The organism is Niveispirillum sp. KHB5.9, assembly GCF_048066115.1.
Classification (GTDB): Bacteria; Pseudomonadota; Alphaproteobacteria; order Azospirillales; family Azospirillaceae; genus Niveispirillum.
In genome coordinates, this window is sequence record NZ_JBLTYX010000016.1 from 1 (window position 1) to 19,120 (window position 19,120).

Below are 19,120 nucleotides of genomic sequence, written 5' to 3' on the forward strand. Positions count from 1 at the left end.
GGTTTGATGCGCGTTCGGAGCAGGTCGATCCAATCCTCCGAGTGCCAGCCAACAAAAAAGGCGGGGTCACCCCCGCCTTTTCCGTCTCGACCGGTCAAGGATCAAGCCCGGCTCACGCCACGCCGACCGCCGCCGCGTGCTTCTTGCGGACCTCGTAGATCACCCAGCCGATGGCCAGCCAGATGCCCAGGCGGATATAGGCGTGCCAGCCCAGGGTATAGATCAGGTAGCCGCAGACCAGGATCGACACGATCGGCACCAGCGGCACCCACGGCACGCGGAAGGGCCGCGGTGCGTCGGGCCGGGTCTTGCGCAGGACCAGGACGCTGAGCGACACCATCATGAAGGCCAGCAGGGTGCCCGAGGACACCAGTTCCGCCAGGAAATCGATGGGGAACAGGCTGGCCAGGGCCGCCGCAACACCACCGGTGATGATGGTGCTGACATGCGGGGTGCGGTAGCGCGGATGCACCTTGGCGAAGGTCGACGGCAGGATGCGGTGCTGCGCCATGGCGAAGAACACGCGCGGCTGCGCCACCAGCAGCACCAGGATGACCGAGGTCAGGCCGGCGATGGCCCCCAGCGATACCAGCGGCAGGATCCAGGACACGCCCTCGCCCATGTTCTGCACGGCCAGGGCGACCGGGGAGGGCACCGACAGCTGCGTATAGGGCACGGTGCCAGTCAGGACCAGCGACATGGCGATATAGAGCACGGTGCAGACGGCCAGCGAGCCCATGATGCCGATGGGCACGTCGCGCTGCGGCTTGCGGGCCTCCAGCGCCGTGGTGGCCACGGCGTCGAAGCCGATATAGGCGATGAACACCACGCCCGCCGCCTTCATCACGCCGCCGATGCCATACTGGCCTTCCGGCGTGACCGGGGGGATGAAGGGGGTCCACAGGGTGGGATCGACATGGAAGGCGCCGACCGCGATCACCACCAGGATGACGGTGACCTTGATCAGAACCACCACCATGTTGGCCGCCGACGAGCGCTTTACCCCGATCACGGCGCACAGCGTGGCCAGGCCGATGATCAGGGCGGCCGGCAGGTTGATGATGGCGCCCGTTGTCACCAGTTTGCCATGCTCCAGCGCGAACGGCGCGCTGGTGAAGGATGTCGGCAGGTTGATGCCCACACTCTGGCACAGGGCCGACAGGTACCCGGACCAGCCGACCGCCACGAAGCTGGCCGCGACCAGATATTCCATGATCAGGTTCCAGCCGACCAGCCAGCCGATGCGCGGCCCCAGCGCATCGCGGGTATAGCTGTAGGCGCCACCCGATTCCTTCGATGTCGCCGCCAGTTCCGAATAGCACAGGCCGGCGCAGGCGCATGCAAACGCCGCCAGAAGGAAGGAGAGCGACACGGCCGGACCCGCATAGTCCGCGGCGGCCGAGCCCGTGATAACGAAAATGCCGGCGCCGATAATGCAACCGACCCCCAGAAGCACCAGCTGTACCGGCCCCAAGGCCGGCAACAGGCCGCTGCGATGATCCCCACTGTCCGACATTATGACCCCTGAGGTCTGCTGTTTATGCACACTTTCTATGTGTTAACCGCATCCGGAGCAAGAATATATGGTTTCATTTGAAACGATTTATGCTTGCGCCTTCAGGCGCCGGGCGCCGCCATCCGGCGGCTTGGCTTACGCCGCATGTGCGGCGGGCCGGCGGTCGCCGGCCTGGACGCGGCAAGAATGCTCTGTGAACTGGGTGGCGTTGCAATTGACACCGGTTTCCATTAGGGTCGGTCGCGCTTGAATGAAGGCCGCACCAGATGGCCGTTGACCGGAATCCTCTTACAATATCGGGGGACACGAATGGGAAGTGAAACGGCCGGGGCCGACGGCGTAAAGGTCGGTCGGGTCCGCTGGATCGTGGTGGCGCTGCTGTTCACCGCCATGGTCATCAATTATGTCGACCGGCAGATGATCGGCGTGCTGAAGCCGACCCTGTCGGCGGAGTTCGGCTGGACCGAAACCGATTATGCCGACATCATCTTCTGGTTCCAGTTCACCTATGCGCTGGCCTATGTCGCCTTCGGGCGCATCGTGGACCGGCTGGGTGCCCGCTGGGGCTATGCGCTGGCCTTCACCATCTGGACCGTGGGCCATTTCGCCCATGCCGGTGCCAAGTCGCTGACCGGCTTCATCATGGCCCGCATGGTGCTGGGCGTGGGTGAGGGCGGTGGCTTCCCCGGCGGCGTCAAGGCCGTGGCCGAATGGTTCCCCAAGAAGGAACGCGCGTTCGCCACGGGCCTGTTCAACGCCGGCACCAATATCGGCGCCATCGTCACGCCCCTGGTCGTGCCGGCGATTACCATCGCCTATGGCTGGGAGATGGCCTTCATCATCACCGGCCTGGCCAGCCTGGTCTGGCTGCCGCTGTGGCTGATCTATTACCGCCATCCGCGCCAGAACAAGAATGTCGGTGCGGCCGAGCTGGCGCATATCGAGAGCGATCCGCCGGATACGGGCGAGAAGATCGGCTGGCTGCGCCTGCTGCGGGTCAAGGAGACATGGGCCTATGCGCTGGGCAAGTTCCTGATCGATCCGATCTGGTGGATGTTCCTGTTCTGGCTGCCCGATTTCCTGGGCAAGCGCCATGGGCTGGACCTGAAGAGCTTCGGCATCCCGCTGGTCATCATCTATCTCTTGTCCGATGTCGGCTCCGTGGCCGGCGGCTGGATGTCGTCGAAGATGATGCAGAACGGCGCCAGCCTGAACCGGGCGCGCAAGCTGACCATGCTGATCTGCGCGCTGTTCGCCATCCCCGTGGGCTTCGCGGCGTTCGCCGACCAGCTGTGGGTGGCGGTGCTGATCATCGGCATCGCGACGGCCGCACACCAGGGCTTCTCCGCCAACCTCTATACCCTGCCGTCGGACGTGTTCCCGCGCGCGGCGGTGGGGTCGGTGGTCGGTATCGGCGGCATGGTCGGTGCCTTCGGCGGCATGGCCATGGCCAAATATGCCGGCTATGTGCTGGACCAGATCGGCAGCTATACGCCGATCTTCGTGGTCGCGGCGTCGGCGTATCTGCTGGCGCTCGGCGTCGTGCATCTGCTGAGCCCGCGGCTGGAGCCGGCGCAGATCAAGGACTGATCGGCGCGACGTGATGTGGCTATGGGACGGCCGGCACTCGCCAAGGGTGCCGGCCGTTTTGTTTTATCCCGGCCGCAGCCCCGTGTACCGCGCCCGTGGCCGGATCAGCACGCTCGACCGCACTTGCTCCAACAGATGCGCCACCCACCCCGCACTGCGGCCCAGGGTGAAGATCGTGATCGGCGCATGGGCGGGCAGGCCCAGACGGTCGGCCAGCAGCACCAGGGCGAAATCTATGGTGGGCGGGGTTCCCGCCATCTCCGTTGCGGCCCTTGCCAGCGACAATGCCCGGCGCAGCCGCGCGTCCCCGCCCCAGGCCGCCGCCATCCGCTTCAGCAGCCAGGCCGCCCGCACATCGCCCCTGGGATAGAGCGGGTGGCCGAAGCCCGGCAGTTCATCGCCGCGTGCCAGGAAGGCAGACAAGGCGGCGACGGGGTCGGGCGCATCCAGCAGGCCGGGCAGCAAGGCCGCCACCCGTGCCGTCATCCCCCCATGCCGGGGCCCGCGCAGGGCGCCGATGCCGGCCGACAGGGCGGCATAGGGATTGGCCCCGGTTGACGCCACGCAGCGCACGGTGAAGGCGGATGCGTTCAGTTCATGATCGGCGCACAGCACCAGGGAGGCGCGGATCAGTTCCGCCCCCGGCCCGGCCACGCCCCAGGCCTGGCAAAGAAGCTGGTGCAGGGGCAGGGATGAGGGGGTGGTGCCGGCCAGGATCGCCGCCGTCAGGCGCAGGATGCGCGCCCCGGTGCGGGCCAGCCCGGCCGGGGTGCGGTTGACCGCGCGCAGGTCGGCCGCCGCCGCCAGGGGCAGCAACGCCAGCAGCCGGTCCAGCGGGTCCAGCCCTGGTGGAAGGCTGGCGAAGGCGGGCAGGGTGGGCGGATCCTCGGCGAACGGATCCTCGGTCCCGTCCCACAGCAGGGTGGATACCGCTTCCAGGGTGGCGCTGGCCGCCAGATCGCCGGCATCCCGACCCCGGTAGTAGAGCCCGTCGGCATTGATCAGGGTGATGGCACTTTCCAGGACGGGTGCACCCCAATCCAGCGCCCGGTCGCCGGCGGTATCGGCGGGGCGGTCGCGCTTGGCCACCAGGGTCCGCACATCGTCGGCCCGGTAAAGCCGCGTGCGGCCGCCGGCCGGCGCTTCCGACCGGATCAGCCCACGGCTGACATAGGCATAGAGCGTGGCCAGGCTGACGCCCAGTTCGGCGGCGGCTTCCTTGGCGGACAGGGTAAGGGGCGCGGACATGGGTATGATATATTGATTTATTGAATCAATATTGACCGTATATCAGCCCCGGCGCAGCCTGACCAGCGATGAAACATTGCTGGAAGGGAGCCGGACATGTCGGCCGGATTGGATGGGATCGTCGCCGCGGAAACCGTGCTGAGCCATGTCGATGGCCAGGCGGGGCATCTGGTGCTGCGCGGGCTGCCGGTGGAGCGGGCGGCGGAAAGCCTGGATTTCGAAGGGATCACCGCCCTGCTGTGGCAGGGGTTCCACCCGCTGGGCGGCCGGCCGGAGGAACTGCGCGCCGCCATCGGCCGGGCGCGGGTGCAGGTGGCCGTGCGGTTGCCGGCGCTGCTGCCCGCCATCGCGGGCCTGAATGCCGTGGAGGCGCTGCGCCTGATGCTGGCCGCATTGCCCGACGGCAACCCGGCCGATGACGCGGTGATGGCCGTCGCCGCCGTGCCGGTCTTCATCGCCGCCCGCGTACGTCATGGACAGGGGCTAGACCCGGTGGCACCCGATGCGGCGGCCGGGCATGCTGCGGATTTCCTGCGCATGATGACGGGGGTGCCGGCGGCGCCGATGCTTTCGCGGGCGCTGGACACCTATCTGGTGACGATCAGCGACCATGGGCTGAACGCATCGACCTTCGCGGCGCGCATCGTGGCATCGACCCGCGCCGGCATGGCCAGCAGCGTGGTGGCGGGGCTGTGCGCGCTGAAGGGCCCGCTGCATGGCGGGGCGCCGGGACCGGTGCTGGACATGCTGGACGCCATCGGCACGCAAGACGCGGCACCGGCCTGGCTGGCGGCGGAACTGGCGGCCGGGCGGCGGCTGATGGGGTTCGGCCACCGCATCTACCGCGTGCGCGACCCCAGGGCGGAGGTGCTGAAGCGCGCCGTGGCGCATCTGTCCAGCCCGCGCATCGACTTGGCCGAACAGGTGGAGAAAGCGGCATTGACGGCCCTGGCCCGGCACCGGCCCGACCGGCCGCTGGAAACGAATGTCGAGTTCTATACGGCCCTGCTGCTGGATGCGGTCGAGCTGGACCGCGACCTGTTCACGCCGGTTTTCGCCATGGGCCGGGTGGCCGGCTGGACCGCCCATGTCATGGAGCAGGAGGCGACGGGACGGCTGATGCGCCCGGCCTCGCGTTATGTCGGGCCGATGGCGGCGTGACGGCGGGGGCCCCTTTCCGACAGGGGAAGGGGCCGCCCGGCGGGGGTCAGAACGACCGCCCGTCCACCGGGTGCGGGGTCAGGCTGCGCGGCTCCACCCCCTCCAGCGCATTGACATTGACGGCGGCCATGGGCGTGCCATCGGGGCCGTTGGCAAAGGCGAAGCCCTGGATGCCACAGGTACGGCAGAACTGGTGGACGATCTGGTTGCGGTTGAACCGGTACTCGGTCAGCGCATCCGCGCCCTTTTCCAGGGTGAAACGGTCGCGCGGGGTGAAGGCCAGCACGGCCCCCAGCCTCTGGCAGCGCGAGCAGTTGCAGGTAATCGTCCGGTCCAGGTCCAGCACCGCGGTGAACGCCACGGCGCCGCACTGGCATCCGCCCTGATAAGTCTGTTCCATCTTCCCCGTTCCCTCCGTTCAGCCGCGGGCCAGCAGCGGCGCGGCCATGGACCATAGCGCGCTTGCCCCCACCGCGACCAGCAGCAGGCCGGAGATGCGGTTCAGCCAGGTCAAAGCCTTGGGCCGGCCCGCCAGCCCCGTGCCGGCGCGGGCCGCGACCAGGGCGATGCAGGTATAGACCGGTACCGACACCGACAGCATCATCAGCCCCAACACCCCTGTCTGTACCCAGGGCGCCCAGCCATCGGGCCGGATGAATTGCGGGAACACGGCCAGCATGAACAGATAGGCCTTGGGGTTCAGAAGGTTGGTGGCCAGCGCGTCGCGCAGGATGCGCGCGGCGTTTATTTGCAGGATGCGCGCGGCGTTTATTTGCAGGATGCGCGCGGTCGGCCCGCCGGGCAGGGTGCCACCCCGGCTGCGCAGGATGGCGATGCCGATCCAGATCAGATAGGCGGCCCCCGCCCAGCCGAGCGCCGACAGCAGGGCGGGGCTGGCCACGACCAGGGCGGTCAGGCCCACGGCGCTGGCCAGCACATGTGCGGCGGCACCCAGCGTGATGCCGGCCACCGCCGCCAGCCCGGCCCGGTGCCCGCCACCGACCGCACTGCCCATCACCAGCGCCATGTCGGCCCCCGGCACGATGGTGATGGCCAAGGCCGCCGCCATGAAGGCCAGCAGCATTCCCGCATCCGCCATTTTCTTTCCCTCCCCTGTTGTGGGTAGAGGTAACAAAAAGTGAACATCCGGTCAATACAGGTTGACCGGTCTGTTTTGGGTGGGAGGTTGGATACCGTCCCCTGTTGGTTGGCGAGTTTCTATGGAAGTCTGGGCCGCGAGGGTTTTAGCAATCTCCACCGTCACCCCGGCGAAAACCGGGGCCCAGATCGTAGAGCGAAGCGCTTGTCACTTGGGCCCCGGCTTTCGCCGGGGTGACGGTGGAGAGAGCGGCGACGACGGTGCCCAAGAGTTTCGCAGAGGTTCCGCTTCACGGGAAAGGGCAACTCCCCCCTATCGCGGCCAGGCCGCCAGCCTGTCGGCGGTGCGGCGCAGGGCGTCGCTTTTCTGGTCGGCCTTGGCGATGGCCATGGCGCCGGAATAGGCCGAGATCACGAAGGTGGCGAAGCCTTCCGGGTCGGGCTCACTCTCCAGCCCGGCCGCCACGTCCTGGCGCATGCGGTCGGCCAGCGTGCGGCGCCACAGGTCGAAGATGCGCCGCAACTCCTCCCGGAAATCCGGGTCGGCATAGGCCAGTTCCAGGCTGAGATTGCTGACGGGGCAGCCCATGACCCGGCCGCGCGCATCCAGCCAGGCCTGGACGGTGCTGAACACCGCCTGGATGCCGGCCCGCGCGCTGGCCGCCTCGCGCACGGGCGCCAGCCAGGCCGTCTCCACCTCCGCCGTCACCCGTTCGCGGATCACGGCCAGGCCCAGGGCCTTCTTGGTGGGGAAATGGTGGTGCATGGCACCGGCGGTCACGCCGGCGGCCGCCGCGATCTGCTGTGTCGTGGTTGATCCATAGCCCTGGGCCTGGAACAGGTCGCCGGCGGCATCCAGGATGCGGCCGCGCATGGCTTGCGGATCATTGGTGCGGGTGCGGACAGGGCTCATGCCCCCATCCTAACCATCCCGGATGGAAATCGCCATTGACAAAACAGGTCAACCGGTCTGTTTTAAGGAAGGCAAGCCGGGAGGGGACGATGGCGGGCAGGGAACCGACGCGGCGGATGGTACTGGGCGGACTGTCGGGTCTGGCCATGGCGGGGCGCGTGAAGGCGATGGAGGGGAAGATGGGCTGGCCGGTGCTGGAACTGCGGCAATACAAGATCGTGAAGGGGCGGCGGGATGCGCTGATCACCCTGTTCGAGCGGGAATTCGTGGAACCGCAGGAGGCGCTGGGGATGCGGCTGTTCGGGCAGTTCCGTGACCTGGACGATGCCAGCCGCTTCACCTGGCTGCGCGGTTTCACCGACATGCCGGCGCGGGCCAAGGCGCTGACCGATTTCTATACCGGCCCCGTCTGGCAGGCGCACCGGGGGGCGGCCAACCCGCTGCTGGAGGATAATGACAATGTCCTGCTGCTGGCGGCCGCCTGGGACGGGGCGGGCCTGCCCCCACCACGGGAACCGCGCGCGCCGGCGGGGAGCGAACCGGCGGTGGCGGGGCTGGTCATGGCCCATATCCTCTATCTCTGGCGTCCGCCGGGAGAAGGGTTCACCGACTGGTTCCGGGCGGAACTGATGCCGGCCTTCGCGGCGGCCGGGATGGCGGTGGTCGGCGCCTATGTGCCGGAAGCAGCACCCAACAATTTCCCCCGCCTGCCGGTGCGGGGCGAGGACAAGCTGTTCGTCTGCTTCTCCCGCGTGGCGGACGAAGGGGCCGGCCGGCGGGCGCTGGCGGCACTGGTGGCATCGCCCGCCTGGGCGGCGGCGGCGGACTGGCTGGAACGGGCACCACAGGTGTTGCGCCTGGCGCCCACGGCGCGGTCGGCGCTGCGCTGAGGTGGCCGATACCGCACACCAGTGTATGGTGTCGGCCGTCACACAACCTGAAAAGATTATGACCCCTTCCGGGATAACCCTTCGGTGGCACTGCGGATGTGACTAATATGAAACATCTTAGCTCGATACGGGGGATATACTTCTATGCGCTTGAATGTTGCCCAGTTCGCCATCCTGGCTGGCACGGCCCTGTTCGCCACCGGTTGCTCATCGATCATCGAAGGCACCAGCCAGGAAATCCAGATCGTCACCAACCCGTCCGACGCGCAGTGCAAGTTCATGCGGGAAGGCCAGGTGATCGGGTCGATCCACACGACCCCCAGCGCCCTGACCGTGCAGAAGACCAAGCATGATATCACCATCCTGTGCGACAAGACGGGCTTCCACACCGCCACCTATCTGAACCATTCCGGCGTGGCCGGTGCCACCTGGGGCAATATCGTGGCTGGTGGTGGTATCGGCTGGGCGGTGGACAGCATCTCCGGCGCCGACAACAAGTATACCAGCCCCGTTAACCTGACGCTCGTGCCGTTGACGGCCCCGGCACCGGCCCCGGAATCCAACGTTCCGCCCACCAAGGCGGACGGCAATGCCGAGGGCAAGCCGACATCGTAATTTACCCTCAGGCGCTGTCCCGGCCGGCCGCGCGCAGGCGGTCGATGGCGACCCAAACCTCCTGGTTGCCACGTTCGTGCCGGTCGGACAGTTTTGCCAGATCGGCCGACAGATGGCCGATATCGGCACTGATCTTGGTGACCAGGATTTCCACGGCGCCAAAGGCGCGCCGCCCGGCCTTGTCATTGGCGATATCGGCCTCCGCCCGGTCCAGCCGGGCGGCGAGCCGCACCAGTTCCAGCTGCAGGGATTGCACCAGATCGGGCATCCCGTCGATCTGCCGCGCCTTGTCCCGGACCAGCCACCGCACCCCGGCCAGGGCGCCTGCCGCCGCCAAGGCCAGACCGGCACCCGCCAGCATCTCACCACCCATCACCACCCCTGTCGCCGGCATCGGTTCAAGAGGCGGACTATAGGGCCTGATGGGATTTATATCAAGAAAATATTCCCATATAGGATAATCGGCCTATTTGCTGACGGTGCCCGTCTGCAGGTCGCGGTCCACGGCGTTCATCAGGCTGTCCAGTTCGACGGGCATGTCGCTGGAGATGGCGGCCAGGGCGAAATCCTCACTGCGCCACATGCCCACCTCCAGCCCCTGGAACTCCTCCAGCACCGGGCTGTCGGGTGCCAGTGCCTCGTCCGGGGCCAGCGACAGGGTCATGCGGCGGCCGATCGCATCCTCATACAGCAGCTGTCCGGCCGCACCCTCGTCCGTGCCCAGGACGCGGGCGCCGACCAGGGTCAGGCCCAGGCGCTTCAGGTCGGGCACGGCCACCCGTTCCCCCAGCTTGGTGGACAGCCAGCGGCGGATCTCGTCGGGGCTGCTGCCGGGGATCTCCACGGGTCGGGTAGGGTCGTTGGCGAAGATCTCATGCGCGTCCAGCGCCTGCTGGGCATAGTCGGGCAGGCTGGCAAAGACCGGCCGGCGCAGCACGTCGTTGGCGCCCCAGCCAAGGGCCACCAGCAGCACCGTGGCCGCCACCCGCGACAGGCGCTGGCGCCACAGGCCGCGGCGCAGGCCGCGTTCCAGGTCCTGGACCAGCGGGGCGGGCAATGCCGGCCAGGATGGCTCATGCGCCGCGGCTGCCAGGGCCAGCTGCTGTTCGGCATAGCGCGACAGGCGCTCATGGGCGTCCGGGTTTTCCAGCAGCCAGGCGCGGACCATGGCCTCGCGCGCGGGTTCCAGTTCCCCGTCCAGGAAAGCGTGCAGGTCGCTTTCCTCGATCCCGTCGGGTAATGATGGTGATGCCTCATCGACCATTTTTGCCCCCCTTCAGCAGGCGCAGCGACGGGCCGGCGCGCTCTTCACCCTCCAGCGCGCGGCGCAGGGCTTCCCGTCCCCGCGCGATGCGCGACATGAAGGTGCCGATGGGCACGCCCAGGCGCTTGGCCGCCTCTTCATATTTCAAATCCTCGACCGCCACCATCAGGATGGCCTGCCTTTGCCCCTCCGGCAGGGTCTCCAGCTTTTCCACCACACGGGCGGCTTCCAGGCGCGCCAGCTGGTCCGGCGGCTGGGCGGGTTCGACCGTCTCGTCCTCCAGGCTGGTGACGTTGCGCATCCGCACCTGTTGCCGCCGGCGCCGGCTGATATGGGTGGTGTAGAGGATGCGGAACAGCCAGGCCTTCAGATCGCTGCCCGGCCGCCATTGCCCGGCCGCCGCCACCGCCTTGGCCAGGCAATCCTGCAACAGATCCTCCGCCTCCTCCGCCGACCGCGTCAGCACGAAGGCGTAACGGCGCAGCGCCGTCAGGTGCAGGGTCAGTTCCTGGTGGAAGGGATCGTCATGCATGGGTGTCTCATCCGCGGATAAACAGCATAAACGCGGACGGGCCGATTTTCATCCAGGGGAATTTTCAGGCGGCGGCGGTCCCACCCCTCACCGGAACGCCAGCAGATACATCAGGGCGATGTTGATGGCCAAGAGCGGCAGGGCGGTGGGGATCTGGGCCTTGATCACCCCGTTGCGGTCCTTCAGTTCCAGCAGCACCGCCGGCACGATGTTGAAATTGGCGGCCATGGGCGTCATCAGCGTGCCGCAGAAGCCCGACAGCATGCCGATGGCCCCCATCACCGCCGGGTCGCCGCCGAATTTCAGCACGACCAGTGGCAATCCCACCGCCGCCGTCATCACCGGGAAGGCGGCATAGGCATTGCCCATGATGATGGTGAACAGGGCCATGCCCACGCAATAGGCCAGCACCGCCAGGAATGGCCCGTCCAGCGGCAGCCATTCCCCGATCAGCGTGCCCACCGCCTGACCCACCCCGCCCAGCGCGAAGACCGCACCAAGGGAGGCCAGCATCTGCGGCAGGATGGCGGCCCAGCCCACAGCGTCCAGCAGGCGCCGCCCCTCCTGCAACGGTGCCACCGACCCGGGCCGCAGCCAGGCGTAACAGAGCGCCAGGGCCAGCAGCACGCCGAGCGTCAGGGAAACGAGCGTGGCATGCCGGCTTTCCACCAGGGGCACGTCACCGATGGTCAGATGCTTGAACAGCAGCGTGCCGACCAGCACCGTGGCCGGGATGACCAGGGCGGGGATCAGCAGCCTGGCCCCGCGCCGTTCCGCCCGCTCCCGGCGTTCTTCCGGGCTGGTGGTCTTGGGCGTGCCACGCCCCAGGCCGATGGCGCCGACCGCCACCAGCCCCAGGACCAGCACGCCGTTGCCGACATCGCCCAGATGATCCCCGGCCAGGAAGGAGGTGGCAAGCCCGCCCCAGAACAGGAAGTTCAGCCAGCGTCTGGGATTGCCCCGGTCGAAGGCCCCGAACAGGGCGCAGGCGGCGAAGAACAGGCCGCCGACGATATAGATCTCGTGCAGGCCGATCATGCCTCGAACCCTTTCATGCCCAGGCGGCGGTCCAGGGCGCGCAGCCGCACCGCATGCACGCCCAGGGCCGCCAGTGCCGACGGGATGGCCCACAGCGACAGCTGCAACGGTTCCACCAGGATGCCGTTCTGTTCCAGGAAGCCCTTGATCAGCAGGATCGAGGCGATGGCCAGGAAAATATCCTCCCCGAAGAACAGGGCGATATTGTCCACCGCCGCCGAATGGGCGCGCACCAAGTTGCGCGTTTCCTCATCCAGGGGTTTACCACGCCGCTGTTCGGTGGCGGCCTCCGCCATGGGGGCCAGCAGCGGGCGCACCGTCTGCGGATGACCACCGACGGAGGTCAAGCCGACGGCGGCCAGGGCCTGGCGCACCATGAAATAGCCCAGCAGCAGCCGGCCCGGCGTGGCCGCCCGCACCCGGCTGATCAGGCCGCGCGCCAGTTCCTGCAACCCTTCACGCTCCAGCAGCCCGATGACGGGCAGCACGATCCAGATCAGGCTGACATAGCGGTTGTCGTTGAACGCCTTGCCCAAGGCGGCGATCAGTGCCAGTGGCTCCATCCCCGCCGCCAAACCCGTGGTGATGGCCGCCGCCGCGATGACCAGCAGGGGGTTGATGCGGGCCACGAACCCGACCACCACAACCCCCACCCCCAACAGAACCCACATGGCGCCCCCGAGCCTTGATGATGGCCGACAGGGTGCATGGATGGACGGGGATTTTCCAGAGGCAAGATGTGGAATGGGGGTGCTTCGTTGCCACCCTCTCTACCGTCATCCTCGCGTAAGTCTGTGCTGTGAGGGTCCCGCAATGTCTACCGTCACCCCGGCGAAGGCCGGGGCCCAAGTCACAATCGCTTTGCTCTACGATCTGGGCCCCGGCCTTCTCCGGGGTGACGGTAGTAAGGATGGCAACGTTGGTGCCCAAGAGTTTCGCAGAGGCCTCGCATGCGCGAGGATGACGGTGGTAAGGGCAGCCTCACCCCCCCGCCAGCAACTCCGCCACTGTCTCCGACGGCCGGCACAGGCGTGTGCCCCGTTCCGTCTCCACGATCGGCCGGTTGATCAGGATCGGATGGGCCAGCATGGCGTCGATCAGGGTGTCATCGCTCACCGCCGGATCATCCAGGCCCAGTTCCTTGAACAACGCTTCCTTGGCCCGCACGATGTCGCGCACCGGCCGGCCAGTGGCGGCGATCAGGTGCCGCAGGGTGGCGCGGTCGGGCGGGGTCTTCAGATACTCGATGATGGTCGGCTCCACCCCGTGCTCACGGATCAGGGCCAGCGTGTTGCGCGAGGTGCTGCAGGCGGGATTGTGCCAGATGGTGATGGCTGTCATGGGGCCTCCTTGGGATCGGGGCGCAGGGTAGGGGAGGGGGGGGTGCCGGGAAAAGGGCGGAAAAATCAGCCCTGCCGGTCTTGAACGGCGGCGGGGGGCTGCATACATCGGTGGTATCCTGGGTCCGGGCCCCTCTGGCGTGATGGCGACAGCCGCACGCGATGTCGGACTCCTTGGGCGAAGCCGTGGCTTGGTCGTGAAGGAGCCTGTCTTACATGTCGCACCCGTTGGACCATTATTCCCCGCGTTTTGAGACCCATACCGACAGCCATTGGCGCGTGCGCCGCCGGCTGGACCGGGTGGCGCGCCTGCTGGACAGTGCCGTACGCCTGCCCGTGGTTGGCTGGCGCGTGGGTCTGGACGCGCCGTTGAACCTGATCCCCGGTGCCGGTCTGGCCCTGTCCACGGGTGTCGCCGCCTGGCTGGTCTGGGAAGGCTCCCGCCTGGGCGCGCCCAAGCGGCTGGTCACCCGCATGGCGGGCAATGTCGTCATCGACAGCCTGATCAGCGCCATCCCCGTCGTGGGCTGGCTGGGCGACCTGTTCTTCCGGGCCAATGACCGGAATGTCGAGCTTCTGCGCCGTCATCTGGACGGCAAACACCCTTTCCGTCAGCGCCGGCATGGGCGCGGCGGGATCATCGACGGATAAAAATCCGCGATAATTCCAAACAAAACAAAGTCTTGGCAGTAAAGGACCTGATATGAGCCTGTTCAATATGTTCAAGAGCGACAAGGGCGAGGCGATGACGGCCCACAAGGCCTTCGCCATCGCCCTGCTCTATACGATGGCCGCCGATGGCGAGATGGATGCCGAGGAGGTGGGCCACCTGCTGGCGGTCATCGGCGGCGAGCGGTCGGGTGGTTCCATCGGCGTGGGGGCCAACAACCAGGCCCTGCTGAACTCCGCGATGAAGTACGTCCGCAGCCATAGCCATGAGCAGTTCCTGGCCGAGGCGACGCCGGTCCTGACCACTGCGCAACGTTTGTGCATCATGATGAATCTGGTCGACAGCGCGCTCGCCGATGGCGAGGCGGAGCAGGAGGAGCGTGACTTCTTCGACAAGGTGCAGAAGGCCTTCGGTATCACCGACGAGCAGTTCCGCCCCTATTTCGAGGTGATCATGCTGAAGAACGACCGTTCGGTGTTCGTGGACAAGAACCACCCGCTGAACCAGCCCGGCTTCCAGGTCGGGATGCCCGGCCAGGCAGCGTAATTCCCTTGCGGCCGCGGGCATCCAACCCGCGGGCCGACTCCCCTGTCTCGGCCCGCGCGCCCGCGGCCGCCTTTTAACCAGGGCGGCCGCTTTTCATTGCCCCTCAACAGTCGGCTTCGGCCGGATCGCCACCAGCCAGAAGACCAGCGTCATCAGCGCCGCCATGATGATGAAGGCGGCCAGCACCCCGCCATAGCCGCCCGTCGCCTCATGGATCAGGGCGGCCAGGAACGGGGCCAGGGCGCGGACGATGCCGATGGGCGTGGTCAGCAGCCCGTTGATGGCGCCATAGGCGCGCCGCGTCAGCATTTCCGGCACGGCAGCACCGCGTACGATGGTCAGGATACCGTTGGCCGCGCCATAGACCAGGGCGAAACCGGCAAGCGCCGCCATGCCCGTGCCCGCCATGGCCAGCCCCAGCAGCGACAGGGCCAGCGTCAGGGTGGTGAGGCTGCCCACCAGCGCGATGGAGGCCCCGCGCGCCAGCCCCATGACCAGCACCCGGCCCGCCACCTGTGCCGGCCCGACGATGGCCATGATGATGACGATGTCCGCCGTCGCCACCCCGCGTTCGGCCAGCAGCGGGTAAAGGTGGAAGGTCACGCCGGTGAAGGCCGCGAAATACAACATGAAGGACAGGGCCAGCCCCCAGAAGGACCATTGCCGCAGGGCCCAGGACGCGACAGCCCTGTCGGAGGCCGCTGCCTCCGCCGTTGCCGCTGTCGGCACCTCCCCCCGCAACAGCCATAGCAGCAGCGGCAATGCCAGCAGCAGGTTGAAACCGGCCAGGGCCAGGGTGGTGCCGCGCCAGCCCAGATGGTCCAGCAGCAGCTGTGTGACGGGGATGAACACCGTGCTGGCGAAACCGCCCCACAGGGTCAGTCCGGTGATGGCGTCGCGGGTGCCGGTGCCGAACCGGCGGGCGATGACCGCGAAGGCCGGTTCATAGAGCGTCATGGCCTGGGCCACGCCGATGCCGATGAAGGCCGGCACCAGGGTCCAGAGACTGCCCGACAGGCCCCACAGCACCAGCGACAGCGCCCCCAGCCCGGCCCCGCCGGCCAGGACCAGTCGCCCCTGCCCCCGGTCGATGGCCCTGCCTACCGGATATGCGGCCAGCCCCGCCGATCCCAGCGCCAGGGAGGCCAGCAGATAGGCCTGCATCTTGGTCCAGCCCAGTTCCGCCGCCATCGGCACGGCCAGCAGCGGGAAGGCATAGAGCAAACTGCCCCAGGCGATGATCTGCGCGATGCCCAGGCCGGCGATGAAAAGGCGGGGGGTGGCGTGTGGAGAGGGGGAAAGGGTCACGAGTCCGTCGGCGGCAGGCTGTTGGTCGCGCCATGCCAGCACCGCCGGTGCGGATCGGTCAACCCCGTCAAATGCTGAAATTGCATGGCAAGCGATTTAATCGTGCACAAAATAATAGATTGCGTACGATCAAATTGTGCGCGATCTTTCCCTCACGAAATCGACGGACCCGGCGCTGATGCCAAGCCGTCCAGACAGGAGTGATGATCATGAAGGTTCTCTATACCGCCAATGTGACCTCCACCGGTGGCCGTGACGGCCATGCCAAGTCCGATGACGGCCTGCTGAACGTCAAGCTGGCCCCGCCGAAGGAGCTGGGTGGCGGCGGTGGCGCCACCAATCCGGAGCAGCTGTTCGCCGCCGGCTATACGGCCTGTTTCATCGGCGCCATGAAGTTCGTGGGTGGCCGCGACAAGATCGCCGTGCCGGCTGATGTTTCCGTGACCGCCAATGTCAGCATCGGCCCGCGTGCGGATGAGGGCTTCGCCCTGGCCGTGAAGCTGAATGTCAGCCTGCCGGGCCTGGACAAGGCGGTGGCCGAGGACCTGGTGGCCCGCGCTCACAAGGTCTGCCCCTACAGCCATGCCACCAAGGGCAATATCGCGGTCGAGACGGTAATCGTCTAAGCAGTTCTCCAGTAATGGAAAAGGGGGCGTCGCGCAGGCGGCGCCCCCTTTTCCTTGTTCAGGCAGGTTCCCGGCCGATGACCCGCCACACCTCGCCCGTATCCAGTTTCTTGACATAATCCACCTCGCCGCCATTCCAGTGATAGGCGAAATGGGCGCCCTGTGTGGGGATCGGGATCACGTCCGGCCAGAACAGGGCGATGCACTGGCCGTCTTGATACCGCACGCTGGGCCAGGTGATGCCGTTGGACCCCGCGGCGCGGCGCGTGGCGCCGAATGCCTGGGACGGGCCGTAATCCACGGGGTCGAGCAGGTCGGCCCGGCCTGCGACATCGTCGAGATCGGCATCCACCGAACCGATCAGTTCACGGAACTGCGAGGTCCAGCCCGGCGGTTCGGCGGTGGCCCGCATGAACCGCGCATGGTGGTGGACGGTCTCGGCGATCGCCACCTCCGTCCGGTCGCCGGCATAATAAAGGCCGAAGGCACCGTCGGAAAAGCGGCCGGGCCGCAGGGTCGAGCAATGGACAAAGGGGGCCATGACCCAGCTGGCCCCGGGACCAGTGACGCGCCGGGCCACCGGCACCTTGGAAAGGTCACCGATACCATCGCGGATGCGCGGGTTGAACTTGGCTTCGGCAGACGCCAGGGCCTCCCAGTCCGCCGGGTCGGCGATATCCTCGAACAGGTCGATGGGCGGATGGATGGATCGGATGACGCGGACGGTGCGGGGCCAGACGACGCGGCGGACCGGCACCGTCACCAGGCGCCCCTTTCGGCATCCAGATAGAAGCGCAGGTCGAGCAGGTCGGTGATCTCGCCGCGCATCATGATGTCGAGCGCGCTTTGGCCGGCGAAGGCCTCGTTGGGTTTGCGTATCCAGGCATAGCCGCGGGCCGGCTCGGCGAACAGATAGCGCAGGGCCTTGTGGATGCCCATCAGGATGGCCATCCGGGCCCGCAGGTCCCGATCGATGCGGCCGATATCGCCAAGCTTCCAGCGGGCCCAGGTCCGCGGAGCCATGTCGCCCAGCAGGGTCCGCGCCTCCCCATCGCTGAGGGCCCAGGCCCGGAACAGGTTCACGATCGTGCGCCCCAGGGCGGCCGCCTCCTCATCCGTGATGGCGGGAAGCTGGGGGCTGGCCTGGGTCGATTGGATGGTCGCGAACCGCATCTCCGCTCTCCTTTGGCATCAGGATAGCAGTTTCATGCCAATTGGCAAGTTACGCAATCCCTCAGCCGCGCTTAGAGCGTGTTTCCGTTGACCGGAAACACGCTCTAGCTTTTCAGTTCCTCAAGCGCCGGCGCCGCTCCGCGGCTTGGCTTGACGGCGCATGTGCGCCGCGGCGGCAGTCGCCGCCGGAGCGGTTTTCCAGTCAAAGGAAAATCGCTCTAACGCAACCCCCGGCTGGCCACCACCGCCCCGCCGACGATCAGCAAACAGGCGCCGATGACGGGCAGGCTCAGTTCCGCCCGGCCCGCCGCGATCAGCAGGCCGGTGGACAGCAAGGGTGTGGTGTAGGACAGAGCACCCAGCGTCTGGATGTCCCCGCGCTTGACCCCATGGTCCCAGACCAGGAAGGCCAGGCCCACCGGACCCAGCCCCATGGAAAGAATGATGCCCCAGCCCACCGCGCCTTGCGGCCACACCGTCTGTTCGAACAGCAGGTGGCAGGGTACGGCGAGCGCCGCCGTGGCCAGACAGAAGAAGGCCACGATCTCCGTCGGCACCTTGCCGAACCGGCGCGACAGCACCGAATAGCCGGCCCAGGTGACGGATGCCGCCAGCGCCGCGAGGTAGCCCGGCAGATATGCCGCCTCCACCGACACGCCCTTGCCCCCGGTGACCAGCAGCAGGGTTCCGGCCAGCCCTGCCCCCGTGCCGGCCAGCTGTGCCTTGCCCAGCTTTTCCCCCGGCAGCAGGCCGGCGAACAGCACGATCAGCAGCGGCCACAGATAGTTGATCAGGTTGGCTTCCGCCGCCGGTGCCGTCTGCAATGCCAGGAAATAGAGGAAATGGTAGCCGAACAGGCCGCCGATCCCCAGCGCCCAGACCTGGGGCGGCTGGCGCAGGACCGCCAGCAGCGGCCGGCCGGTGGCGGCCAGCACGGCAACGCTGACCAGCCCGCCCAGCCCGAAAGACAGGGAAACCAGCAGGAAGGGCGGCACGGGTCCGGCCAGCGCGGTCAGCAGCGCCAGGGTCGACCACATCAGGATGGCGGTACCCCCGACCAGCGTGGCCCGGCGGATGGCGGCGGGGCTGGTGTCCGCGCTCACGGCGCTCATGCGAAGGGCTCCAGCTCTCGGGTGGCGATGCGGGTGGACAGGACCATGGTGGAATGGGTGGTGCCGAATTTCGACATCGCGGTCAGCAGCCGGTCCAGATGCTGCACGTCGGTGGCGCCGACCTTCAGCAGATAGCTGTCCTCCCCCGCCACCAGATGGCATTCCAGCACCTCGCGCCGGTCGGTCAGGAACAGCTCCAGCGCCGGATCGCGGCCGGGAAAGGTGCGCAGCCGCACGAAGGCGGTCATCTTCAGCCCCAGGGCGGCGCGGTTGACCTCCGCCCGGTAGCCCTGTATCAGGCCGGTGGCTTCCAGCCGCCGCACGCGCTCGGCGACGGCGGGGGCTGTCAGCCCCACCTGGCGGGCCAGGTCGGCGAATGAGGCCCGTGCATCGCGCTGCAATTCACGCAGCAGGTGCAGGCCGATCTCGTCGAGAAGGTCGAGGGGGGAAGGGGCGCGGTCTGGCATCGTGGCGCCATCC

22 protein-coding genes and 1 pseudogene are annotated in these 19,120 nt (G+C 67.5%); 7 read left to right on the plus strand and 16 right to left on the minus strand.

Annotated elements, in window-relative coordinates:
• Positions 1 to 112 precede the first annotated feature (112 nt).
• Positions 113 to 1,516 (minus strand): amino acid permease, encoded by a 1,404-nt coding sequence (locus tag ACM9HJ_RS22045; protein ID WP_416573923.1) that lies wholly within the window; start codon positions 1,514 to 1,516, stop codon positions 113 to 115.
• A 309-nt stretch (positions 1,517 to 1,825) separates the two neighbouring features.
• Here ACM9HJ_RS22045 and ACM9HJ_RS22050 point away from each other — a divergent pair, with 309 nt between their 5' ends.
• Positions 1,826 to 3,106: an MFS transporter gene (locus ACM9HJ_RS22050; RefSeq protein WP_416573924.1), complete on the plus strand. Its 1,281-nt coding sequence runs from the start codon at positions 1,826 to 1,828 to the stop codon at positions 3,104 to 3,106.
• A gap of 63 nt (positions 3,107 to 3,169) precedes the next feature.
• Here the strand turns inward: ACM9HJ_RS22050 and ACM9HJ_RS22055 are convergent, their stop codons facing one another.
• The gene (locus ACM9HJ_RS22055; RefSeq protein ID WP_416573925.1) at positions 3,170 to 4,354 is read right to left on the minus strand and encodes a citrate/2-methylcitrate synthase; all 1,185 of its coding nucleotides are present in this window, start codon (positions 4,352 to 4,354) and stop codon (positions 3,170 to 3,172) included.
• A gap of 96 nt (positions 4,355 to 4,450) precedes the next feature.
• Here ACM9HJ_RS22055 and ACM9HJ_RS22060 point away from each other — a divergent pair, with 96 nt between their 5' ends.
• Complete coding sequence (locus ACM9HJ_RS22060; RefSeq protein ID WP_416573926.1) at positions 4,451 to 5,515, plus strand: citrate synthase; 1,065 nt, start codon at positions 4,451 to 4,453, stop codon at positions 5,513 to 5,515.
• A 46-nt stretch (positions 5,516 to 5,561) separates the two neighbouring features.
• Here the strand turns inward: ACM9HJ_RS22060 and ACM9HJ_RS22065 are convergent, their stop codons facing one another.
• The 3 genes from ACM9HJ_RS22065 to ACM9HJ_RS22075 all read right to left on the minus strand — a co-directional run bounded on the left by ACM9HJ_RS22065 (position 5,562) and on the right by ACM9HJ_RS22075 (position 7,526).
• Entirely contained in the window at positions 5,562 to 5,915 is a 354-nt protein-coding gene (locus ACM9HJ_RS22065; protein ID WP_416573927.1) for a GFA family protein, read from the minus strand.
• Between the two features lie 18 nt (positions 5,916 to 5,933).
• The gene (locus ACM9HJ_RS22070; protein ID WP_416573928.1) at positions 5,934 to 6,614 is read right to left on the minus strand and encodes a LysE family translocator; all 681 of its coding nucleotides are present in this window, start codon (positions 6,612 to 6,614) and stop codon (positions 5,934 to 5,936) included.
• Positions 6,615 to 6,926: 312 nt separating this feature from the next.
• Positions 6,927 to 7,526, minus strand: a complete 600-nt coding sequence (locus tag ACM9HJ_RS22075) for a TetR/AcrR family transcriptional regulator (RefSeq protein ID WP_416573929.1) — start codon at positions 7,524 to 7,526, stop codon at positions 6,927 to 6,929.
• A gap of 89 nt (positions 7,527 to 7,615) precedes the next feature.
• On the opposite strand from ACM9HJ_RS22075, the gene ACM9HJ_RS22080 reads away from it, so the two are divergent.
• The gene (locus tag ACM9HJ_RS22080) at positions 7,616 to 8,416 is read left to right on the plus strand and encodes an NIPSNAP family protein (RefSeq protein WP_416573930.1); all 801 of its coding nucleotides are present in this window, start codon (positions 7,616 to 7,618) and stop codon (positions 8,414 to 8,416) included.
• Positions 8,417 to 8,560: 144 nt separating this feature from the next.
• Positions 8,561 to 9,031: a hypothetical protein gene (locus ACM9HJ_RS22085; protein ID WP_416573931.1), complete on the plus strand. Its 471-nt coding sequence runs from the start codon at positions 8,561 to 8,563 to the stop codon at positions 9,029 to 9,031.
• A 7-nt stretch (positions 9,032 to 9,038) separates the two neighbouring features.
• Here the strand turns inward: ACM9HJ_RS22085 and ACM9HJ_RS22090 are convergent, their stop codons facing one another.
• The 6 genes and pseudogenes from ACM9HJ_RS22090 to arsC form a co-directional block, all read right to left on the minus strand.
• Entirely contained in the window at positions 9,039 to 9,404 is a 366-nt protein-coding gene (locus ACM9HJ_RS22090; RefSeq protein ID WP_416573932.1) for a hypothetical protein, read from the minus strand.
• Between the two features lie 93 nt (positions 9,405 to 9,497).
• Positions 9,498 to 10,295 (minus strand): anti-sigma factor family protein, encoded by a 798-nt coding sequence (locus tag ACM9HJ_RS22095; protein ID WP_416573933.1) that lies wholly within the window; start codon positions 10,293 to 10,295, stop codon positions 9,498 to 9,500.
• Positions 10,285 to 10,827: a sigma-70 family RNA polymerase sigma factor gene (locus ACM9HJ_RS22100; RefSeq protein ID WP_416573934.1), complete on the minus strand. Its 543-nt coding sequence runs from the start codon at positions 10,825 to 10,827 to the stop codon at positions 10,285 to 10,287. Before ACM9HJ_RS22100 ends, ACM9HJ_RS22095 begins: the two co-directional genes overlap by 11 nt.
• Positions 10,828 to 10,914: 87 nt before the next feature.
• Positions 10,915 to 11,865: a DUF979 domain-containing protein gene (locus ACM9HJ_RS22105; protein ID WP_416573935.1), complete on the minus strand. Its 951-nt coding sequence runs from the start codon at positions 11,863 to 11,865 to the stop codon at positions 10,915 to 10,917.
• Positions 11,862 to 12,536 carry a DUF969 domain-containing protein gene (locus ACM9HJ_RS22110; protein ID WP_416573936.1) on the minus strand — a complete coding sequence of 225 codons (675 nt, stop codon included), beginning with the start codon at positions 12,534 to 12,536 and terminating at the stop codon, positions 11,862 to 11,864. The genes ACM9HJ_RS22105 and ACM9HJ_RS22110 overlap by 4 nt, the downstream gene beginning before the upstream one ends.
• A 322-nt stretch (positions 12,537 to 12,858) precedes the next feature.
• Positions 12,859 to 13,206, minus strand: a pseudogene (arsC, locus tag ACM9HJ_RS22115) (arsenate reductase (glutaredoxin)); the annotation flags it as partial.
• 215 nt (positions 13,207 to 13,421) lie between these two features.
• On the opposite strand from arsC, the gene ACM9HJ_RS22120 reads away from it, so the two are divergent.
• Positions 13,422 to 13,856: a DUF4112 domain-containing protein gene (locus tag ACM9HJ_RS22120; protein WP_416573937.1), complete on the plus strand. Its 435-nt coding sequence runs from the start codon at positions 13,422 to 13,424 to the stop codon at positions 13,854 to 13,856.
• A gap of 52 nt (positions 13,857 to 13,908) precedes the next feature.
• Positions 13,909 to 14,421: a TerB family tellurite resistance protein gene (locus ACM9HJ_RS22125; RefSeq protein WP_416573938.1), complete on the plus strand. Its 513-nt coding sequence runs from the start codon at positions 13,909 to 13,911 to the stop codon at positions 14,419 to 14,421.
• Between the two features lie 93 nt (positions 14,422 to 14,514).
• Here ACM9HJ_RS22125 and ACM9HJ_RS22130 read toward each other — a convergent pair whose 3' ends face one another.
• Complete coding sequence (locus ACM9HJ_RS22130; RefSeq protein WP_416573939.1) at positions 14,515 to 15,729, minus strand: MFS transporter; 1,215 nt, start codon at positions 15,727 to 15,729, stop codon at positions 14,515 to 14,517.
• A gap of 209 nt (positions 15,730 to 15,938) precedes the next feature.
• Between ACM9HJ_RS22130 and ACM9HJ_RS22135 the strand changes: the two genes are divergently transcribed.
• Positions 15,939 to 16,355, plus strand: coding sequence for an organic hydroperoxide resistance protein (locus ACM9HJ_RS22135; RefSeq protein ID WP_416573940.1), 417 nt, complete (start codon positions 15,939 to 15,941; stop codon positions 16,353 to 16,355).
• Between the two features lie 58 nt (positions 16,356 to 16,413).
• On the opposite strand, the gene ACM9HJ_RS22140 is transcribed toward ACM9HJ_RS22135, so the two are convergent.
• The 4 genes from ACM9HJ_RS22140 to ACM9HJ_RS22155 form a co-directional block, all read right to left on the minus strand.
• The gene (locus ACM9HJ_RS22140) at positions 16,414 to 17,118 is read right to left on the minus strand and encodes an RES family NAD+ phosphorylase (RefSeq protein ID WP_416573941.1); all 705 of its coding nucleotides are present in this window, start codon (positions 17,116 to 17,118) and stop codon (positions 16,414 to 16,416) included.
• Complete coding sequence (locus ACM9HJ_RS22145) at positions 17,115 to 17,528, minus strand: MbcA/ParS/Xre antitoxin family protein (protein WP_416573942.1); 414 nt, start codon at positions 17,526 to 17,528, stop codon at positions 17,115 to 17,117. Before ACM9HJ_RS22145 ends, ACM9HJ_RS22140 begins: the two co-directional genes overlap by 4 nt.
• Before the next feature lie 218 nt (positions 17,529 to 17,746).
• Positions 17,747 to 18,640: a DMT family transporter gene (locus tag ACM9HJ_RS22150; RefSeq protein WP_416573943.1), complete on the minus strand. Its 894-nt coding sequence runs from the start codon at positions 18,638 to 18,640 to the stop codon at positions 17,747 to 17,749.
• Positions 18,637 to 19,107, minus strand: a complete 471-nt coding sequence (locus ACM9HJ_RS22155; RefSeq protein ID WP_416573944.1) for an Lrp/AsnC family transcriptional regulator — start codon at positions 19,105 to 19,107, stop codon at positions 18,637 to 18,639. Before ACM9HJ_RS22155 ends, ACM9HJ_RS22150 begins: the two co-directional genes overlap by 4 nt.
• Positions 19,108 to 19,120: the final 13 nt, after the last annotated feature.

Excerpts from the sequence above, each read along its gene's own strand:
- ACM9HJ_RS22045 (WP_416573923.1), bottom strand. The coding sequence starts at position 1,516 with ATGTCGGACAGTGGGGATCATCGCAGCGGCCTGTTGCCGGCCTTGGGG.
- ACM9HJ_RS22050 (WP_416573924.1), top strand. The coding sequence starts at position 1,826 with ATGGGAAGTGAAACGGCCGGGGCCGACGGCGTAAAGGTCGGTCGGGTC.
- ACM9HJ_RS22055 (WP_416573925.1), bottom strand. The coding sequence starts at position 4,354 with ATGTCCGCGCCCCTTACCCTGTCCGCCAAGGAAGCCGCCGCCGAACTG.
- ACM9HJ_RS22060 (WP_416573926.1), top strand. The coding sequence starts at position 4,451 with ATGTCGGCCGGATTGGATGGGATCGTCGCCGCGGAAACCGTGCTGAGC.
- ACM9HJ_RS22065 (WP_416573927.1), bottom strand. The coding sequence starts at position 5,915 with ATGGAACAGACTTATCAGGGCGGATGCCAGTGCGGCGCCGTGGCGTTC.
- ACM9HJ_RS22070 (WP_416573928.1), bottom strand. The coding sequence starts at position 6,614 with ATGGCGGATGCGGGAATGCTGCTGGCCTTCATGGCGGCGGCCTTGGCC.
- ACM9HJ_RS22075 (WP_416573929.1), bottom strand. The coding sequence starts at position 7,526 with ATGAGCCCTGTCCGCACCCGCACCAATGATCCGCAAGCCATGCGCGGC.
- ACM9HJ_RS22080 (WP_416573930.1), top strand. The coding sequence starts at position 7,616 with ATGGCGGGCAGGGAACCGACGCGGCGGATGGTACTGGGCGGACTGTCG.
- ACM9HJ_RS22085 (WP_416573931.1), top strand. The coding sequence starts at position 8,561 with ATGCGCTTGAATGTTGCCCAGTTCGCCATCCTGGCTGGCACGGCCCTG.
- ACM9HJ_RS22090 (WP_416573932.1), bottom strand. The coding sequence starts at position 9,404 with ATGGGTGGTGAGATGCTGGCGGGTGCCGGTCTGGCCTTGGCGGCGGCA.
- ACM9HJ_RS22095 (WP_416573933.1), bottom strand. The coding sequence starts at position 10,295 with ATGGTCGATGAGGCATCACCATCATTACCCGACGGGATCGAGGAAAGC.
- ACM9HJ_RS22100 (WP_416573934.1), bottom strand. The coding sequence starts at position 10,827 with ATGCATGACGATCCCTTCCACCAGGAACTGACCCTGCACCTGACGGCG.
- ACM9HJ_RS22105 (WP_416573935.1), bottom strand. The coding sequence starts at position 11,865 with ATGATCGGCCTGCACGAGATCTATATCGTCGGCGGCCTGTTCTTCGCC.
- ACM9HJ_RS22110 (WP_416573936.1), bottom strand. The coding sequence starts at position 12,536 with ATGTGGGTTCTGTTGGGGGTGGGGGTTGTGGTGGTCGGGTTCGTGGCC.
- ACM9HJ_RS22120 (WP_416573937.1), top strand. The coding sequence starts at position 13,422 with ATGTCGCACCCGTTGGACCATTATTCCCCGCGTTTTGAGACCCATACC.
- ACM9HJ_RS22125 (WP_416573938.1), top strand. The coding sequence starts at position 13,909 with ATGAGCCTGTTCAATATGTTCAAGAGCGACAAGGGCGAGGCGATGACG.
- ACM9HJ_RS22135 (WP_416573940.1), top strand. The coding sequence starts at position 15,939 with ATGAAGGTTCTCTATACCGCCAATGTGACCTCCACCGGTGGCCGTGAC.
- ACM9HJ_RS22145 (WP_416573942.1), bottom strand. The coding sequence starts at position 17,528 with ATGCGGTTCGCGACCATCCAATCGACCCAGGCCAGCCCCCAGCTTCCC.
- ACM9HJ_RS22150 (WP_416573943.1), bottom strand. The coding sequence starts at position 18,640 with ATGAGCGCCGTGAGCGCGGACACCAGCCCCGCCGCCATCCGCCGGGCC.
- ACM9HJ_RS22155 (WP_416573944.1), bottom strand. The coding sequence starts at position 19,107 with ATGCCAGACCGCGCCCCTTCCCCCCTCGACCTTCTCGACGAGATCGGC.